General features: G+C 68.7%; 11 protein-coding genes and 4 pseudogenes. 9 read left to right on the plus strand and 6 right to left on the minus strand.

The genetic code is table 11. The features are described from left to right. A partial coding sequence (locus NOD94_RS24465) for an MFS transporter (protein WP_281208236.1) occupies positions 1-1,245 on the plus strand: 1,245 nt, incomplete at its 5' end. 8 nt (positions 1,246-1,253) lie between these two features. Here NOD94_RS24465 and NOD94_RS24470 read toward each other — a convergent pair. The 4 genes and pseudogenes from NOD94_RS24470 to NOD94_RS24480 all read right to left on the minus strand — a co-directional run. Further along, entirely contained in the window at positions 1,254-2,828 is a 1,575-nt protein-coding gene (locus NOD94_RS24470; RefSeq protein WP_281208237.1) for a restriction endonuclease, read from the minus strand. A 241-nt stretch (positions 2,829-3,069) separates the two neighbouring features. Further along, positions 3,070-3,234: pseudogene (locus NOD94_RS41455) on the minus strand (pirin); the annotation flags it as partial. A 1,257-nt stretch (positions 3,235-4,491) separates the two neighbouring features. After that, positions 4,492-5,694 (minus strand): beta-propeller fold lactonase family protein, encoded by a 1,203-nt coding sequence (locus tag NOD94_RS24475; RefSeq protein WP_281208238.1) that lies wholly within the window; start codon positions 5,692-5,694, stop codon positions 4,492-4,494. Positions 5,695-5,964: 270 nt separating this feature from the next. Continuing rightward, positions 5,965-6,114: pseudogene (locus NOD94_RS24480) on the minus strand (pirin); the annotation flags it as partial. 828 nt (positions 6,115-6,942) lie between these two features. Here NOD94_RS24480 and NOD94_RS24485 point away from each other — a divergent pair. The 3 genes and pseudogenes from NOD94_RS24485 to NOD94_RS24495 form a co-directional block, all read left to right on the plus strand. Then, positions 6,943-7,254 (plus strand): annotated as a pseudogene (locus tag NOD94_RS24485) (transglycosylase SLT domain-containing protein); the annotation flags it as partial. 254 nt (positions 7,255-7,508) lie between these two features. Then, positions 7,509-8,669, plus strand: a complete 1,161-nt coding sequence (locus NOD94_RS24490; protein WP_281208239.1) for a peptidoglycan DD-metalloendopeptidase family protein — start codon at positions 7,509-7,511, stop codon at positions 8,667-8,669. Positions 8,670-9,155: 486 nt separating this feature from the next. Next, positions 9,156-9,581 carry a hypothetical protein gene (locus NOD94_RS24495; RefSeq protein WP_281208240.1) on the plus strand — a complete coding sequence of 142 codons (426 nt, stop codon included), beginning with the start codon at positions 9,156-9,158 and terminating at the stop codon, positions 9,579-9,581. Positions 9,582-10,060: 479 nt separating this feature from the next. Here NOD94_RS24495 and NOD94_RS24500 read toward each other — a convergent pair whose 3' ends face one another. Beyond that, positions 10,061-10,510 (minus strand): PTS glucose transporter subunit IIA, encoded by a 450-nt coding sequence (locus tag NOD94_RS24500; RefSeq protein ID WP_281208241.1) that lies wholly within the window; start codon positions 10,508-10,510, stop codon positions 10,061-10,063. A 978-nt stretch (positions 10,511-11,488) separates the two neighbouring features. On the opposite strand from NOD94_RS24500, the gene NOD94_RS24505 reads away from it, so the two are divergent. The 3 genes from NOD94_RS24505 to NOD94_RS24515 all read left to right on the plus strand — a co-directional run bounded on the left by NOD94_RS24505 (position 11,489) and on the right by NOD94_RS24515 (position 14,701). Beyond that, positions 11,489-12,754, plus strand: a complete 1,266-nt coding sequence (locus NOD94_RS24505; RefSeq protein WP_281208242.1) for an extracellular solute-binding protein — start codon at positions 11,489-11,491, stop codon at positions 12,752-12,754. Between the two features lie 181 nt (positions 12,755-12,935). Then, on the plus strand, positions 12,936-13,796 hold the full coding sequence (locus tag NOD94_RS24510) for a sugar ABC transporter permease (protein WP_281208256.1): 861 nt from the start codon (positions 12,936-12,938) through the stop codon (positions 13,794-13,796). 17 nt (positions 13,797-13,813) lie between these two features. Next, a complete protein-coding gene (locus NOD94_RS24515; RefSeq protein ID WP_281208257.1) occupies positions 13,814-14,701 on the plus strand; it encodes a carbohydrate ABC transporter permease in 888 nt (295 codons plus the stop codon). 211 nt (positions 14,702-14,912) lie between these two features. Here NOD94_RS24515 and NOD94_RS24520 read toward each other — a convergent pair whose 3' ends face one another. After that, a complete protein-coding gene (locus tag NOD94_RS24520; protein WP_281208243.1) occupies positions 14,913-15,347 on the minus strand; it encodes an ATP-binding protein in 435 nt (144 codons plus the stop codon). A gap of 399 nt (positions 15,348-15,746) precedes the next feature. Here NOD94_RS24520 and NOD94_RS24525 point away from each other — a divergent pair. Continuing rightward, positions 15,747-15,857, plus strand: a pseudogene (locus NOD94_RS24525) (IS5/IS1182 family transposase); the annotation flags it as partial. A gap of 668 nt (positions 15,858-16,525) precedes the next feature. After that, positions 16,526-17,467, plus strand: a complete 942-nt coding sequence (locus tag NOD94_RS24530) for an AraC family transcriptional regulator (RefSeq protein ID WP_281208244.1) — start codon at positions 16,526-16,528, stop codon at positions 17,465-17,467. The last annotated feature ends 129 nt before the right edge of the window (positions 17,468-17,596 follow it).

The following is a 17,596-nucleotide window of genomic DNA, read 5'->3' on the forward strand; positions in this document are numbered from 1 at the left end:
CCCCCCCCCCCCCCCCCCCCCCCCCCCCCCCCCCCCCCCCCCCCCCCCCCCCCCCCCCCCCCCCCCCCCCCCGCCGCTCTGCCCGCGCTGTGCGCCACCCAGATCACCAGTTGGGGCATCGTCTACTACGCCTTCCCGGTCCTCCTGTCACACCTGACCGCCGACACCGGCTGGTCCGCCAACGCGGCAACAGGCGCCTTCTCCATGGCTCTTCTCGTCTCCGGCGTGGTGGGAATCCCGGTCGGCCGCATCCTCGACCAGCGCGGTCCCCGCGCGGTCATGACCGCCGGCTCGGTCATCGGCGTGCTCGCACTCCTGCTGATCGCCGTCGCCCCTGGCCTGCCCGTCTTCTTCCTGGGCTGGATGCTCGCGGGCATCGCGATGGCGGCCACCTTCTACCCGCCCGCCTTCGCCGCCCTCACCCGCTGGTGGGGCCCCGACCGCATCCGCGCCCTGACCATCGTCACCCTCGCCGGCGGACTGGCCTCCACCGTCTTCGCCCCACTGACCGCCGTCCTGGCCGAACACCTCAGCTGGCGGCAGACGTACGCGGTCCTCGCCGTGATCCTCGCGGCCATCACCATCCCCGCACACGCCCTGGCCCTGCGCGCCCCCTGGCCGGCCGCCCCACCCCAGCCACCCACAACGGACCGCACCCCGATCCCCCGAAGCCGCCCCTTCCTCCTCCTGGCCGCCGCATTCACCCTCTCCAGCTTCGCCATGTACGCGGTGGTCATCGGTCTCATCCCGCTCCTCACCGAACGCGGCGCCAGCGCGTCAACAGCAGCCTGGGCACTGGGACTCGGCGGAGCAGGACAGACCCTCGGCCGCACCCTGTACGCAAGCCTGTCGGCGCGTACATCGGTCACGACCCGGACGGCCACCCTCATCGCCCTCGGCGGCGCAACCACAGCCGCCCTCGCCCTCATCCCAGGGCCGATGCCCCTGCTCGTCGTCCTCGCGGTCCTGGCGGGAATCGTCCGCGGCAACCTCACCCTCCTCCAGGCCACCGCCGTCACCGACCGCTGGGGCACCACGCACTACGGCCGCCTCTCCGGCCTCCTCGGCGCCCCCGCCCACATCGCCGCAGCCCTCGCCCCTTGGGCCGGCGCCGCCCTCGCCGGCCTCCTCGGCGGATACCCGACCCTCTTTGCCGTCCTGGCAGCCCTCTCCGCAGCCTCTGTCCTTCTTGCTCTAGGCGCCGCACCGAAGTCCAGCGTGGAGCGCCCGGGGCTCACGCCATAGGCACGTCGTCAGCGAGGCCGACGCTTGGGAGGAACGGGGCCCGGGATGACGTCGAGGTCGAGATGTTCCTTGAACAGGTGGACGAGGTTGGCACCGTCGAGGAGTTCCAGGCGTCCGTGGTCGTTCGCGAACGCCTCACTCGCCCGACCGAACCACGAGGTCGTCACCAGGATGCCCTTGGCCGCCCGCTTGTGCTCCACGACACCGGCCAGGGCGGACACCGACTCGAAGGGCACCACCTTGGCAGTGCGTTTGGCCTGGATGATGCACAGCCCCCGCATGACCGGGTCGGTGTTCATCGCCACCGCGTCCACACCCTCGTCCTGCGAGGGCCGCGTGTTGACGCTGTCCAGGCCGATGGCTTCGAACAACTGCCGGACCAGGTGCTCGAATTCCGTGGGTGATAGGTCCATCAGCACGGGACGGCTGTCCAGGCCCGCCACGACGTCCATGCTGTCCATCAGCCGGTACTTGCTCAAGTCGAAGGTGACCAGCGGGCGCACGGGTTCCAGCTCGTACGGATTCGGTGAGATCAGCGACCGCAGCCGCTTCAGGCAGGCCTGCGGATCGACTTGGGTCAGCACCAGTTCACCGAACTCTTCCCTCCCCGCCTGGAGAGTGATCAGACAGGGGTGCACCTCGCGGCCCGTGGCGCGATCGATGGTCGCCACGTGCCCGTTCAGCGCCACAGACCTCACCACGCCGTCGGTGTCCGCCGCGAACAACTCGTGGACGGTCCGGAGCGCCGTCTGCGCCAGTACGGACGCGTACAGCTCGTGGCGCTCCTTCTCGGGCCTCGGGACGGGCGTGATCTCGTCGCGGGTCTTCACGTACCGATAGGCACGAGCCACCGGGACCACGTTTTCCAGCGGCAGGTCGATCTGGACCAGCAGGTCTCCCGTATCCGCCTGGTAGGAGACCTGGTGCGCCTTCGGGAAGCCGTGGGGATAAGTGGATGCGGCCAAGACCTGGTCGATGAACCACTCGACCGCCTCGACGTCGCGGTCCCGATAGGCGGCGCGGCGTGCCTCGATCCCGGAATTCCACTCCTCGACGCGAGCCGCCTCCTGCTGGTTGCGCTCGTCATGGCGGGCCTGCGCCACGTCCAGCTTCCCGACCCGTTCGTGCTCCTCGCGCGCATGGTTTCGAAGCGCCTCGTCGAACTGCTTGCGCGCGGCCTCGACCTCCGCGTCGTACGACCGGCGCCCGAAGCCGAGCGCTCCCAGCCAGCCGCGCGGCGGCTCGGGCTCGTACTCTCCCCACCGCGGGAGGGGAACGGGCTTCGTGCGGCTCTTGGACGGCGCGAAGACCGCAGGGACGAAATGCTGCTTGAGGCTGTCGAAGGTTAGGGGCCGGCCATCCAGCACCGCCGCTCGTAACAGTCCCGCCAGCTGCTCGACGTCGTGCTCGGTCACGCTCGTCTTGTCGACGGCCTCCTGGGCACGCGCGGCCTCGTGGGCGACCTTCTCCTCGCGCGCCTTGCGCTTGGCCTCCGCATCGGCAGCCTTCCGGCGCCGCTCACGTTCCTTGGCCTGCCGCGCCCGCTCGCGCGCGTACTCGTCGCTCCCACCCGCCACCGCCACCCCCAGGTCCCTGCACGCCGGTCCGGTCAGAACTTCCCCGACCCAGGGCCGCGCAATCCGCCCGCAGACGCGCCAGCCCCACGCGCCCTCTGCGTCCGGACCGTGCGACGAAACCTGTGATGACTACGCTCCGCACAAGCTGCTGCGCCAAGCCCGAGGACCCTGTCCGCGGTTCCTTCGAGACCATCGGAAGACATCCGGCGAACTGACGAACCGTCACCAAAGTCGGCATTGGGTCAATGCGTACCCGTCCGCGCGCTTTCAGTGGCCGCGGCGGGAGTTGCGGAGCGGGGATCGGAGGGCCGTCGTAGCCCTTCACTTCGCCGTACCTCGCGCCTTCCATCCAGTCCTGGCGCGCCTGTACGACCTCCTCGTTGCTCCGGCCGATCCAGTTTCAGAACGTAACACGAGATATCCGCTTTCGTGCAGGTCAGGAACGTATTGGACCCTCCAGCGCCAGCAAAAGGCCAGCATTGGCGTCCGAGGAGGCCGGCTTCTCCACCCAGGACAAGGCCATCGACCGCTTAACGACGGTCTACCAGGAGAAGAAGGCCGCCCCAAGGAACCAGGGCAAGGCCGAGCGCATCCAGAAGTACGGCGCGGTGCGGTTCCGCGAGTACACCGCGGAATGGAAGGCGCGCCGGCGCGACCTCGCCGAGTCCTCGCTCCACACCCTGGAGTCCCTACTCGAGCACCACATCCTGCCCACCCTCGGCAGCCGCCGGATGAGCACCTTCGACCACAATGTCGCGAGGACGTCGCCCGGCGACTCGGAAGCGCCGAGCCCGTGTCGCTGCCGCGCCGGCCCTAACACCCTCCTCTCGACCGGCCCGCCGACCCGGCGGCGGTGGCCGACGCTCACTCGGAGTACCTCCCGGAAGGCCTGCTGGGGTCTCTGCGCCACGGCTGACACGCACAGCACCGACCGCTCACGTCACGGTTCGGTACGGTCGTCGCCCCCCAACAGCCCGACCGGCCGCAGCAACCGCTCCGTGTGCCTGTCACCAAAGCCGCTCCCGCCCGTGGTTTCGTGCCGCCAGGTGCGCCGCACGGCCGGCAGCACGTGGTCGTGCCGGCCGTGCGGTGCGGCGGCCCGCGCGGGGCCCGGTGCCGCTACGGGGCCGCGGGGATCAAGACGGGCTGACCCGTGACGACGAGGGGGAAAACGCGTCCGGGGGGACCAGGAGGGCCCGCAGGTCCGGCTACTCCCTGGGGTCCGGCGGGCCCGGCTGATCCCGGGGTGCCTGCCGGGCCGGGGACCCCCGGAGCGCCCTGGGCTCCCGGAGGACCGGGGGCTCCAGCCGGTCCGGGGGGTCCGGGGGGTCCGGGAGGAAACGGAGGCTCTCCGGGGTGGGGCTCGCACTCGACCCATGGCCGCCCCTCGGCGCATTCGTCGTGCTGCGGAGGCGGATCCACCGTCAGGTACTGCGCGTCCGACGGGTCCTGCGGGGTGGCGGCGGCTGCGGGCGCCGCGAAACCGGCACCCGTGAGGGCGAGCGAGACAACGGCTCCGGCGACCCATCCGGTCCGGCGTGGCGGACCGCTCCGCCGCGTTGCTGCTGTGCTTTCAGACGGCATGCACTTACTCCTGATCATTGTCCGCTGGAAGTGGACCCGGGGCCCGTGGGCGGTCGGCGGCTGCCTTCGGGTCGTCGCGAGGCCGTCATGGCGTGACACAGACGGCGTACGGGGTGAGGGTGACGTCGTCCCGCGTCCTGTTCTGCCCGTTCACCTCCCAGTCGTTGGTGCCGGGTACCGGCCTGCTGACGAGCTGATCCGGTGCGGGACCGGTGGATCCGAAGCCGCCGCCCGTCAGCGCGCTGCCGGCCGGGCAGGACACCTTCGAGGTCCCCGGCACCGAGCCCAGGTCGATTCCGATGAGCGCGCCTTCGGGACTGTCGATGGTCGCGGAGACGGAGTTGGTGGCGAGGTCGATGACGGATACCCCGTGCGCGCCGTTGGGGTGGCTGACGTACAGCCGGGCTCCGGTGGGGGAAACCGCCATTTCCGCAGGATCCCCGGAGGTGGGGATCGAAGTGACGACGCTGTTCGTGGCGGCATCGATGACCGCCACCCGGGCGTTGTTCCGGTCGGCGACGTAGACGCGCTTTCCGTCCAGCGAGACCTCCACGCCGTCCAGCCCCTGGTTGACCGGAATCGGCGCCACGACCGTGTTGGTGGCGGTGTCGATGACCGATACCTCGCCCGAGGTGTTCTCGGTGACGTAGACACGTGCGCCGCTCGGCGAGATGGCCACCTTTCGCGGTGCGCTCGGTCCGACGTCCACCGTCGTGATGAGCGTCATGGCGGCGGAGTCGATCACTGCCACCACACCTGCGCCCCGGTAGGCGACGTAGAGTCGCTTCCCGTCCGGGGATACCGCCAGCCCGTTCGGGAGCGTGTCCGCCCCCGTCTCGAGGGTGCCCACGATGGCATTGGTGGCGGTGTTGATCGCCACCACGCGGTTGGCCAGTCCGTTCCCCTCCACGGTGACATAGGCGCGACTGTCGTCCGGCGAGATGGCCACGCTCTCCGGAGTGCCGTTCCCCGTGGGGATTTCGGCCACCACGGTGTTGGTGAGAGCGTCGATCGCCGACACGGCGCCCGAGTCCCGCTCCGTCACGTAGACCTTCTTGCCGTTTCGGGTAGCGGCGACCTGCAGGGGCCCGCTGAACGCTCCGGTGTCGATGCTCGTCACGAGGGCGTTCGTGGCGGTGTCGAACACCCGGACCTTGTTCTGGCCCGTGTTGGCGACGTATGCGTACGTGCCGGGTGCGGCAGGGGCCGCCAGGGCGACGGACGGCGTCAGAACGGCTGCGGCAGCGAGTACCGTGCACGATGCTTTCCGAACGCCGTGCTTCGACACGTACCCCCGGACTCTCCCCACACGCGGGTTCCCGCGAACGGCGAAGTGCTGCATGGATCCTCCTCGAACGACCCGATCAGGGAGTGTCCCTGTTCGAGCTGCGAGGAATGTTGTACGTGTAGTTATATCTGATTATCAATCACGACATGTCGCCAGTACTCCAAATATCGCAATCTGACCTACCTTCGGGGCAAGGTCAACAGCCAGGCCTCGGGGCTGTCATCTCCTCGGCTGATGTTGGCTGATCGACCTACTGCAGAAAAGCACAGCTCAGCGCACCCGCCCGCGCGCCTTCAACGGCACCGGCGGCAGCTGCGGTGCCGGGATCGGCGGCCCGTCGTAGCCCTTCATCTCGCCGTAGCGGGAGCCTTCCATCCAGCCCTTGCGGAACTGGACGATCTCCTCGTTGCTGCGCCCGACTCCGAAGCGGCGCAACGTAGCAGCTGTCTCGGACCGTTCCCCCGCCCCCGTCCGGAATATTGCCGAAGGGGCGCCCCGATGGGCCACCGTCCCATGCCGGCCGACCGGAACGACTACGACATGGCTGGTGAACAGCTCAGGGCGATGACAGTGTCGGGCACCCAGCAGTCCCGAGCCCGGGGCTTCCGATGTGGTCGATCTTGCCGGTCATCCCGGCGCGTCTCACAGTCGACTCCGCGACGCCGTGCGCGCACTCACCGCGCTGCGCATTCCTATGCCGAGGCACGGCCACGGCACGTACGGCTTGCGGCCGGACCGGCGACGGAGACCCCCTAATGACCGACCCTTTCGGTCTTCAAAGTGGTGGTTGCTTTCCACGCGTGGGTTCACGCACACTCTCGCCACGACCGACGGACCCTACGCCGCACCTCTGGGCCAGAACCGGATCTGCCCGACCATGGCAGCGGGACAAGTCCGCCGGGCGCACCTGACGAATCCTGCCCAGTGGACACCCCCGGCGCGGACCAGCTGGCTGGTCAGCTCCCGGCACCGCAGGCAGCCTCCCCCGCCACCAAGCCCCGATTCGCCGCCCCGCCGCACGCTGCGGAGGCAGGAAACTCGACGGCTCACAACGCACGAAAGGCCAAGCCCTCCTCACGGCATCCACGGAAAGACGAAGCCATGCCTCCTTCCGCCCTCGCGAAGAGATTCACTTCGAAAGTACTCAGAACCGCCGCGGGCGGGCTCGCAGCAGCAGCGCTGCTGCTCGGCACGAGCAGCGCGATCATGCCCGCTCAGGCATCCGCAGCACCTGCCGTTGACAAGCGAATTGACGGTTGGATCAAGCATGCGCTGCTGGTGTTGAAGGGGAAGGGGATTCCCGGAAGCTATGACGGGATCTACCGGAACCTCATGCGCGAGTCGAGCGGTGACGTCTTCGCAATCAACCTCTGGGACTCGAATGCCAAGGCAGGGATCCCGTCCAAGGGCCTCATGCAGGTCATCGATCCGACCTTCCGCGCCTACCACGTGGCCGGCACCTCTTGGGACATCTACGACCCGATTGCCAACATCACGGCAGCGTGCAACTACGCAGCCCATCGCTACGGGTCCATCGACAACGTGAACGGCCCTTACTGACAGCGGATCTGCGGCCAGCCCCCTCGCATAGCGCCAGGGCAGGCGGCAACCCACGCACCGCCCACTTTTGCCTGAACATCCTGCAGGAAACCAGCCCCGGCCGCCCCTGCCTCCGCGCAACCCGATCATCTCGATGTTCAGCGCCGCCCAGCCCGGCGGGGGTCGATCACTGCCTCATACCGCTCCTCGCTCCCCCTCCGCACAAGGCGACGGCGCGCACGCGCTGCCCTCACTTCTTCCCCACGGAGCCCTTGATGCGCTACCTCCATGTCTCATCCCTGAACTTCGGCAGCCGGCACCTCCTCGGCGGCCTCCTCGTGATTGCCGCAGCCATCCCCCTCCTCACCGTGGCGGGCGCGGCGACCGCCGCGGCCGCCGCCGCCCCGGATACCTGGGACAAGGTCGCCGCGTGCGAAAGCAGCGGCAACTGGGCCATCGACAGCGGCAACGGTTTCTACGGCGGCCTCCAGTTCACGGCCGCCACCTGGGCCGCCTTCGGCGGCCACGCGTACGCACCCAACGCGCACGAGGCGAGCAAAGAAGCGCAGATCAGCGTCGCCGAGAAGGTCCTGGAAGAACAGGGCCCCGGAGCCTGGCCCCACTGCTCCGTCTCCGCCGGTCTGACCCGTAACAGTCAGAGCCCCACACCCGCCGTCCCAGCGCCCGCCACCCCACCGGACACAGACCCCTCAGACAGCCCGGCCTGCGAGGCCGATGGATCCTTCACCGTAGGGAAGGGCGACATTCCCAACTCCCTGGCGTCCGGCCCGTGCGTCGGCCGGGAGGAACTGAGGGACGAGAATAAGAACGAGAACGCGATAGCCAACGGCACCGACCCCGACGAAAACCTCCAGCCTGGGCTGATACTCAACCCCGGCTGCGACAGGCAGCGACTCGACCGGTACGCCGCCCCCGACCCGCAACCGGAGACGCAGTCTCAGACGCAGCAAGACACCACTCCGGATATTCCTGGCGCAACGACTCAGATGGCCGCAGTCCAGCCAGCCACTGGACCCGGGGCCTTGCCGGTGTCGGGAGCCGTGGTGACAACCCCCTACCGGCAGCCCGGAGCATGGGCAGCCGGCTTCCACACCGGCATCGACCTCGCCGTCCCGACCGGCACCCCTGTGGTCGCCGCCGCCGCCGGCACCGTTGTGACAGCCGACTGGCAGGGCTCCTATGGCAACGCCGTGATCATCCAGCACGCCGACGGCAGGTACACCCTTTACGCCCACCTCAGCACGATCACGGTGAAGCAGGGCGACCAGGTCGCCGCCGCTCAGGAGATCGGCTTGTCCGGCAGCACAGGGAATTCGACCGGCCCTCATCTGCACTTCGAGGCCCGCACCAGCAACAACTACGACGCACACACCGACCCCGTGGCGTTCCTGCGGGAATTGGGGGTCTCCCTCTGAACCGCCCCACCAGCCGCGAGCGGAGGGCGACGGCCCCGGGGTCAAGGAGTGGGCGAAGGTGCAGGCCCGCCCGACCGGAGGCTGATCCACGGGCTGGCAGAAGCTGAAGATGGCGGGTCTCCCCCATCGCTCACGCGGTGGGAGAGACCCGCTTTCGATGTCTCCAGCACGGGAGGCGTCCACGACGGCACGTTCGCATTCAGCCACCTCCTCCAGTCACCGCTGCAGCCACTGCGTGGGTGTCAGGGCGTCGCAATCTCATCGGCGGAGAGATGCCGTCATCCCGGAGGGCGACCGCCACCCGCGGTCGGGTTCCGCCAGTCCTCGCCCGCGCCCCGCGGCGGACCACCCATCGTTTCCGCACCATAGGTTCCAGCCGTCACTACACCGTGGCTGTCGCGTCGCCATCGCGCGGGACGCCGGGCGGCCTAATGGAGGGACCGGGGCCCGGACTCCCACTCCGCCCCCCAGCCAGAGGAGAGCCTCGTGACCGCTGCACCCTCCATGCACACCCCGCCGGCCGTGTACCTCCGGTGCTACCCGCGCGACCCCCTGAACATGAACGCTCACCGCGCTGCGCTGCTCGGGTTCGCCGCCCGGCTCGGTCTGGCCTCGCCCGTCGTCTACTTCGACAACGGTTTTCCGGGGTCCGGCAACAAGCCTCGACTGGATGACCTGACCCGCGCGATACGCATGGGACGACACCGGGTCGTCCTGCTGCCGGGCCTTTGGGCGCTGTCCATAGACCACGCGACCGCCCAGAGGGACATCGACCTGCTTGCCGACGCGGGCTGTCGGCGCGTCCACGTCCTGCCGCCCGAGCTTCGCCCTGCCAGGCATGCCTCCCTGGTCACCAGCGGCCCGCAGCCCGCGGGCCCGCGCGGGCCGGGCGTCGCCCGCAGCATCCCGTAAGGCACCTCGGCCCGAGCCGCGAGGTTGCGTCTCTCGGCTCCGGCCGGGTCCGCAGGGGTCGGCATGCGGCGGCTGCCCGCCCGGTGGACTATCCCGTTTCCTGCCACCCCCACAGTCCGCTCGATTCGAGCGGGCTCCGGCCGGGGACGTGGAGCTGCAGGCCAGGGGCCGTGTGTGACCTGAACCTGTGGCCACACGGCTCCATCTTCACGATCACCGGCCCGATCCTCTTGATGGACCAGCTGATGCGTTCCGGCTGCGTTCCGCAGTGAGGGCAGGGCGACAGAGGTGGCGAGAGTGTCGGCACGAAAAGCTCCAGTTGTCCGTGTTCTTGACGGTGGCTGCGCCCTCGAAGCCTCCGCCGATGTCCAGCCTCGGCGGGGCTGGTGCACCGAAATGTTGAATGCAGGAATGGCGACTGGGACGAATCGGGGCCGGTTGTGCCGGCCACCACCTGAATCCCCGCCGCACCGGAGGTATCAGACCCACGTGAAGAGGGCCTCGCCCCTCGTCACGTGTGCGTCTTCGATCACCTCCCGGAGCCTGTCGGCGGTTGCGTCGACGGCGACCACCGGGGAAATCGGGGACTTTCCGGCCGCTTCGACTGCCGCGGGGTTCCACCGGATGACGCCTTGGCCACGGGTCACCCGATCGCCCTTCTTCACCAGCGCTTCGAAGCCTTCGCCCTTCAACTTGACCGTGTCAATGCCGAGATGGGTGAGCACTCCGCGACCCTCGGCATCCATGACCGCGTACGCGTGGGGGTGCAGGGAGATCACGACGCCGTCCAGCGGTGAGACCGCCTCGGTCGGTTCGCGAACGGGATCGATGGCGGTACCCGGCCCGACCATCCGCCCGGCGAAGACCGGGTCCGGCACGGCGGCAAGTCCGACGGCTCGACCGTCCAACGGCGCGGTTACGAGGGTCATCAGTGGCCTTTCACTGGGTGAGCGGTGAGCAGAACTGAACAAGGGGCGCTGGGCCGGAGCGGAGGTACTGAATCCCGCTTCCCAACCCCCGGCAAGCTCCCGGGGGCGTGGCCGTCCTCGCGGTCGTGGCGCAGCCTTGACGGCCGCCCGTTCTCCGGTCAGCCGCCAAGGGCTTCCAGGATCGGCGCTGAAGCTACCTCCAGCGGAGCACCCTTCACAGGTCTAGTCCACTTTCTGAGATGAAGCGCCACCCCAACTCCGCCACACCCACCCTCTTCACCGCACGACCGATGAGCGTTCACCTAGCCTCTGACCTGGCGGTTCGCCGCCACCCAGGCCGGTCCGCGTCACCGGCGACCATGGCGTGAACTTTTTGCAGGTTTCTTTCTTAAATCCGTCGTGCTAAAAATTGCACCGGATCAGCAGTGGTTTAGACCACTGTGATCCGAACCCCGCACCGAGCCACCGGCGTTACCTCGCCACCGGTCGGCTGCGAACTCGCTCCCTGCCCGCTGCCACGGGGCGCGGGAGGGCGCGAGGACCGTCGTATCACCGGGCGTGCGGCGACCGTCCACCCCCTCCGGAAAGCGCGACCCACAGCGCGCCCGGAAGGCCGGCGCGGGACGCACGAAGCGCCGGATGGCCCTCTGGACTGCGGCCAACCGCGTGCGCATGCGCCGCCGTGCGGCACGCCGGTCCCACTGGAATACCGAGACCTACCCACCCTCCTACCTACCGTTCCGCAACCCTGCGTCCTTTTCGTGCCTCCACTGTTGCTCCGGCGAACTTCGGACGCGGGCAGCGTGCTGGTGGAGTGGGAGCAGGCCCCGCAATCCGGGTGACCTCAAGCGGGTGGTGCCCCCTCCCCGCCAGGACTTCCCGGCCGGCGCCACCCGCCACAGCACCAGCCCATGCGCCTTTTCACAAAGCCGAGCCCGGCCCCGCACGGCCTGGCCCCACGTTGAAAGCGGTACACCTGTGAACAAGAAGGTCCTCAGCCTCGCCGCCCTGTGTGCACTCGGCGCCGCCTCCCTCACCGCCTGTTCCTTGGACGATTCCAAGGCCAACAACCCGGTGACCCTCAAGCTGGTCGCGGCCGATTACGGGGACTCGGCGGCCAACAGCTCCCAGGCGTACTGGGAGGACGTCGTCAAGCGGTTCGAGGCGGCCAACCCGACCATCGAGGTCGATCTGCAGGTCGTGAACTGGAATGACATCGACAAGCAGGTCAAGACCATGGTGCAGAGCGGCAATGTGCCGGACATCCTGCAGACGGGCGGCTACGCCGACAAGGTCGCCGACGACCTGCTCTACCCGGTCGACGACGTGCTGTCGGCGGTCTCCCAGGCCAACTTCATCCCCAGCTTCGCCAAGGCGGGCGAGGTGGAGGGGACCCAGTACGGCATCCCCTTCGTCTCCTCGGCCCGCGCGTTCTTCTACAACAAGGACCTGCTCAAGCAGGCCGGCGTCAGCACGCCGCCCAAAACGTGGGCCGAGGTGCGGGACGTCGCCGAGAAGGTCAAGGCGAAGGTCCCCGGTGTCACTCCCTACGCACTGCCGCTCGGCCCCGAAGAGGCCCAGGGCGAGAGCATGATGTGGCAGCTCGGAAACGGTGGCGGCTTCACCGGCTTGGAAGGCAAGTACACGATCAACAGCCAGGCGAACATCGACACCTACGCCTGGCTGAAGTCGAACCTCGTGGACCGCGGCCTGACGTACGCGAACCCCGCGACCACCGACCGCAAGACCGCGTTCGCGGACTTCGCCGCGGGCAAGGCGGCCATGCTCAACGGCCACCCCTCGCTCATCGCGGCCGCGAAGGAGGGGAAGGTCGACTACGCGGTCGCTCCCATCCCTGGCAAGGACGGTCCGCTCGCCTCCACCCTCGGCGTCGCCGACTGGACGATGGCGTTCAAGAAGAACGGGCACAAGAACGAGATCAAGAAGTTCCTGGACTTCACGTACGCCAAGGAGAACACGCTCAAGTTCGACGAGCTGTACAACCTCATGCCGGTCACCAAGGACACGCTGGCCGAGATGACTTCGAACGGCAAGCACGCCGATCTCGCCCCGTTCTTCGAACTCCTGTCGAACGCCTCCTTCTACCCCCTGGGTGACACCAGCTGGGACGCCGTCTCCGCCGAGATCAAGAAGAGTGCGGGCGGCGCCGTCGCCGGGGACCCGGCGAAGGTCCTCGGTGACCTCCAGAAGAAGGCCGAAGCCGCGGCCGCCGAAAGCCGCTGACCGGCAGCCCCGCGCGGCCCCCGATCCGCGGGGCGGGAGGCGGCCTCGGCCTCCCGCCCCGCTTGGCACTTCATGCGGCAGCCGCGCTGCCGCGCACCCAGGAAAGGCGACACCCGTGTCACATCACTCCGGCATCCGCCGGCGCCGAACGCCGGCGCCGGGCCGCGGCCGCAGCGGACTCATGGCCCGGCTCGGCCCGCTGCCCTGGATAGCTCCCGCAGTCGTTCTGATCCTGCTGGTCGTGATCTGGCCCGTCCAGGAAATGGTCCGTACCTCGTTCCTTCGGATCAGCACCAGCGGCTTCGTCCGCGGCAGCGCCGGCTTCGACAAGTACCGCAAGCTCTTCGACGAGCCCGACCTCGCCGCGGTTCTGGGATGGACCGTGGTGTGGACCGTTGCGGTGGTGGCTCTCACCATGGTCATCTCCCTGGGCCTGGCCCAGCTGTACAACCAGCAGTTCCCCGGCCGGAGGATCACCCGTTGGGCGCTGATCGCGCCGTGGGCAGCATCGGTGCTGATGACTTCGATCGGCTTCAAGTGGATGCTGGACCGCACCGCCGGCGTGCTCAACACCGCACTCACCGATCTCGGGCTGATCGACGGCCCCCAGGACTGGCTCGGCGACCCGGCCACCGCCCGCCCGTGGATGATCCTGATCGCCGTGTTCGTGTCCCTGCCGTTCACGACGTACACCCTGCTGGCGGGTCTCCAGACCGTGCCGGGTGAGGTGTACGAGGCGTCGAGGGTCGACGGAACCAACCGGTGGCAGACCTACTGGCTGATCACACTGCCCCTGCTCCGTCCCGCGCTGCTCGTCGGGCTGGTCATCAACCTGATCAACATCTTCAACTCGTTCCCCGTCATCTGGGGAACGACGCAGGGCGGCCCCGGCAGTACGACTGCCACCTCCACCGTCTTCGCCTACCAGTTGATGAACACCGACATCGGCGAATCGGCCGCCATGTCCGTCGTCAACTTCGCCCTGGTCGTGGTCATGGTCCTGGCGTTCTTGAAGGTCAGCCGCTGGAACGAGGAGAGCTGATGTCCGAGCACACGCAGATGTCCCCCGCCGAGCACGCACCTCGTGCAGGACGACATCGGAGCGAGGTTCCGCCACGCGCAAAACGGCCGGCCCTGAAGCCCACCACGCTGGTCATCACCGCCGTCGCCTGGCTCCTGGCCGCACTCTTCCTGCTGCCGTACCTGGAGATGGTCATCACGGGGCTGCGCCCCGCGGACGAGCTGCGGGACCCCACCTACCTGCCCAGCCGTTTCGAGTGGTCGAACTTCGTCGACGTCTGGTCGGACTCCACGCTCGGCACCAACCTCCAGGTCACCCTGCTGGTGGCCGGCGGATCGACCCTCCTGGTCCTTCTCGTAGCGCTGCCGGCCGCGTACTACACCGCACGCAAGCGGTACCGCGGCCGCAAGGTGTTCCTGCTGTTCGTCCTGGTCACGCAGATGTTCCAGCCGACCTCGCTGCTGGTCGGGCTCTACCGCGAGTTCTACCAGTTCGACATGCTCAACTCCGTGTGGACATTGATCATTTGCAACGCCGCGTTCAACCTGGCCTTCGCGATCTGGATCCTCACCGCCTACATCTCCTCCATCCCCGTGGAGCTGGAGGAAGCAGCCCACATCGACGGCCTCGGACGGCTCGGCGCGCTGCGCCGCATCACCCTGCCGCTCGCCATGCCTGGCGTCGTCACAGCGGTGATCTTCACCTTCATCGCGGCCTGGAACGAGTTCGTCATGGGCCTGCGCCTCACGACGCTCCCGGAAAGCCAGCCGCTGACGGTCGGCATCAACAACTTCATCGGGAACTACACGGTGCAGTGGAACTACCTCTTCGCAGGTTCGGTGGTCGCCATCCTGCCCGTCGTCGTCCTCTTCGCCCTCATCGAGCGCCAGGTCGTCTCAGGACTCACCGCAGGCTCGGTCAAATGACACCGGCGGCGAAGACCGGCCATCCGGCGCCTCGGACGGCCTGCGGGCGGGCGCAGGAACGGCAACACGGGGCAGCCACGAGTCACCGCCTCTCCTCCTGCTGACGGTGACTCGTGGCTGCCCACACAAACTGCTGGCGTTCGACGCTGCCCCCACCGAGGTGAGGACGTCCCGCGTTCGCGGTCGGCTCAGGAGCGCCGTCTCACGCCGGTCAGGAACTCACGAGGAGATCGGCCCAGACCAGGTGTCCCGAAGCCAGTCGCCTGTGACCCCAGGCAGCGGCCAGGGCGTCCATGATCTCCAGACCCCTGCCCGAGGTCTCTTCCCAGTCGGCGGGATGAACGGTGCCGTCCGCCCAGCCTTCGCCCCCGTCGCCGACGGCGAGGTGAACGGCGACCACCGTGTCGTGCAGGGTCACTTGCCTGAGGGTGTGCCAAACCGGTGCGCGACCGTGCTTCGCCGCGTTCGTGACGAGCTCGGAGACGATGAGAGTCGCGTCGTCGACCATCCACGGCAGCCCCCAGTCCCGGAGCGTCCTGCTCACCTGTTCACGGGCCGTGTGGGGGCATGTCGCGACGTCCGGAAGCTGCCAGACGGGGGCGGCCCTGACGATCTGCCGGTAGCCGGGAGCGAGGGAGGAGTACATGGCCGACCTGCTTTCCGCGTTCTCGTCGGAGATTCGCATTCCCGACACTGCCCGCATTCCACAAACGAAACGGCTGCTCGGAGCCATCTGAGATGGTGACCTGAAATGGGGCGATATGGCCGATTGCTTCCGATATCCACAGAACACGTGGGGAAAATGGGGGAACAATACGTAGCGCCCCCTATCTCCACCGAGGAAGGCTAGGGGTCTATAAAAGCGCAGGTCAGAGCCCGGTCGCGTCCGGCACCCGAACCCAGCGGGCCGGGGCGGGGCCATGGCTCGGCGAGTGCGGGCCCTCGAATGGGACGCTTCAGCGGCGCCCGGAAACGGTGACGGCCGGCCGACACCGCGCCCCGAAGCGAATGCCATCGGCCAGGCCGTTCCCTTCGGGTCATCTTCATCGTCCGGGGTCATCAGCACGCCGCTGGGGCCCACCAAGGGGCTCCAGCCGGCGAGCCGGACGACCATGCCCCCGGACGTTCCTCCGGCGGGCTGACCACGAAGATCCACTGGCCACGGACAGCCTCTGTCGGCCGCCGGCGTTCGTTCCCGCTCCCGGCCAGGCGGGGGACGCACCCGCGTACACCCAGGTCATGGCCCGGTTACGAGTACCCCCGCCAATCGGTTGTCCCAGGATCACGCCGGACGTGAGCCTGGGAGACAAGGCTCACTCATCACGCGCGATCCGAGATTGCAGAAGAGCGCCCAGGTCAGCCCAGCCTCGCCGGCACGCTGTGCGCCCAGCTCGATCTCGAAGCCGTCGACGACCAGGGTCGCCTCCTGGGCCTGAGCCCACGTCGTGCCGGAGCGCGTTGGATGGATCGACCCGCCCTCGGCCCGCCCACCGACAGCCGGACCGAGGTGGGCGCTACTTCGCGCCCAGGGTCGGTCCGTACGGGACAGCCGCTCTCCGGCATGTGTCGCACCTACCCATCGTTCCCCTAGGAACCGTGCGAGACGTGACCGAACCCGTACGCCCTGGCGGTGGATCCGACCGGCCCACAGGGGTTTCCTGAGAGCGGGGGCAGTACTCCGGCGAAACAGTTCACGACCTGGGCGCCGATGAACATCCTCGAGGAGGCGAACACCATGAGGCCCAGTACGGGACGGCCCGGGGAGCCCGCAGGCGGTCTGCGGTGACGACAGCGAGCCCGGGGGCCGAAGGCCCTTCCAGCCCTTTGAGCCCACCCACTGGCGGGGCACCCCTTCCGTTCGAGGACGGCCTGGCGAGCGACGACATCGATCTGACCACCACTGCGGAGCGCCGGATCGTCGATCTCGCAGAGCGCGGCATGGAGCCACTGCTCGCACTGGGCCACTACCGGTGCCTGCGGGCCCACGGCCCTCTGCCGGCGAAGCGCCACCGCTCGCTGCTGGTCCTCGTCCTTCCCACCTGGGCCGCATTCACCTTCGAAGTGGACGGGGTGGAGACGCAGGTGAGCCCAGGTCAGGCCCTGCGTATTCCGCCCGGCACCACCTACCGGACCGGAGTGACGGCGCAGCAGCGCGGCGAACTGACCTGGCTGGTCGTCAGGGCCGGGCACCCAGGGTCCGGCGAACCGATCGACCGCGCCACGGCCCTGCTGTCGGACCCGTCCGGACCAGGCGTCTGGGCCGCTTCGGACCGGGTCTCCGGCGGACTGCGGCGCGCCTTCGGACTCCTCACCCGGGAGCCGGACTGGATCGGTGACGCACTGGCCCACCACCTCCTCAGCGCGACCGTCCTGGAACTGTCCGCGTCCCTGAGCGAGGCGGGAAGGCCGCAGGCCTGGACCCATCGCGACATCACCCGGATCCTGGAGTGGATCGAGGAGCACCTGACCGAGCCGATCGCGGCCGCCGACCTCGCGACGATGTCCGGCCTCTCGACGAGCCGCTTCTACGAGGTGTTCCGTGCCGCCACCGGCACCAGCCCCAAGGACTACCTGCTGCGCCGCAAGATCGATCGGGCGAGGGAGTGGCTGGCCGCGGAACCGGGAACGAGTATCACCACCGTCGCACACGCCTTCGGATTCTCCTCCTCCCAGCACTTCGCGCGGGTGTTCCGCCGCTACCGGCACGAGGCCCCCTCCTCGACGAGGGCGGAGCAGGGTCTTCCACCGGGCGAGGAGTTCTCCTGATCGGCCCGGCCCGGCCAGCGGTACGGGTCGGCAACGGCGCCGGGTGTGCCCCGGTCAGGTCGGTACGACCCTGATGTCGTCGCAGTACCCGTAGCCGGTGCCGCTGCGGGCGTAGTAGTAGGTCCTGGC

The sequence above is a fragment of the Streptomyces sp. Isolate_45 genome (assembly GCF_024721315.2).
Taxonomy (GTDB): domain Bacteria; phylum Actinomycetota; class Actinomycetes; order Streptomycetales; family Streptomycetaceae; genus Streptomyces.

Excerpts from the sequence above, each read along its gene's own strand:
- NOD94_RS24490 (WP_281208239.1), top strand. The coding sequence starts at position 7,509 with ATGCGCTACCTCCATGTCTCATCCCTGAACTTCGGCAGCCGGCACCTC.
- NOD94_RS24515 (WP_281208257.1), top strand. The coding sequence starts at position 13,814 with ATGTCCCCCGCCGAGCACGCACCTCGTGCAGGACGACATCGGAGCGAG.
- NOD94_RS24500 (WP_281208241.1), bottom strand. The coding sequence starts at position 10,510 with ATGACCCTCGTAACCGCGCCGTTGGACGGTCGAGCCGTCGGACTTGCC.
- NOD94_RS24510 (WP_281208256.1), top strand. The coding sequence starts at position 12,936 with ATGGCCCGGCTCGGCCCGCTGCCCTGGATAGCTCCCGCAGTCGTTCTG.
- NOD94_RS24520 (WP_281208243.1), bottom strand. The coding sequence starts at position 15,347 with ATGTACTCCTCCCTCGCTCCCGGCTACCGGCAGATCGTCAGGGCCGCC.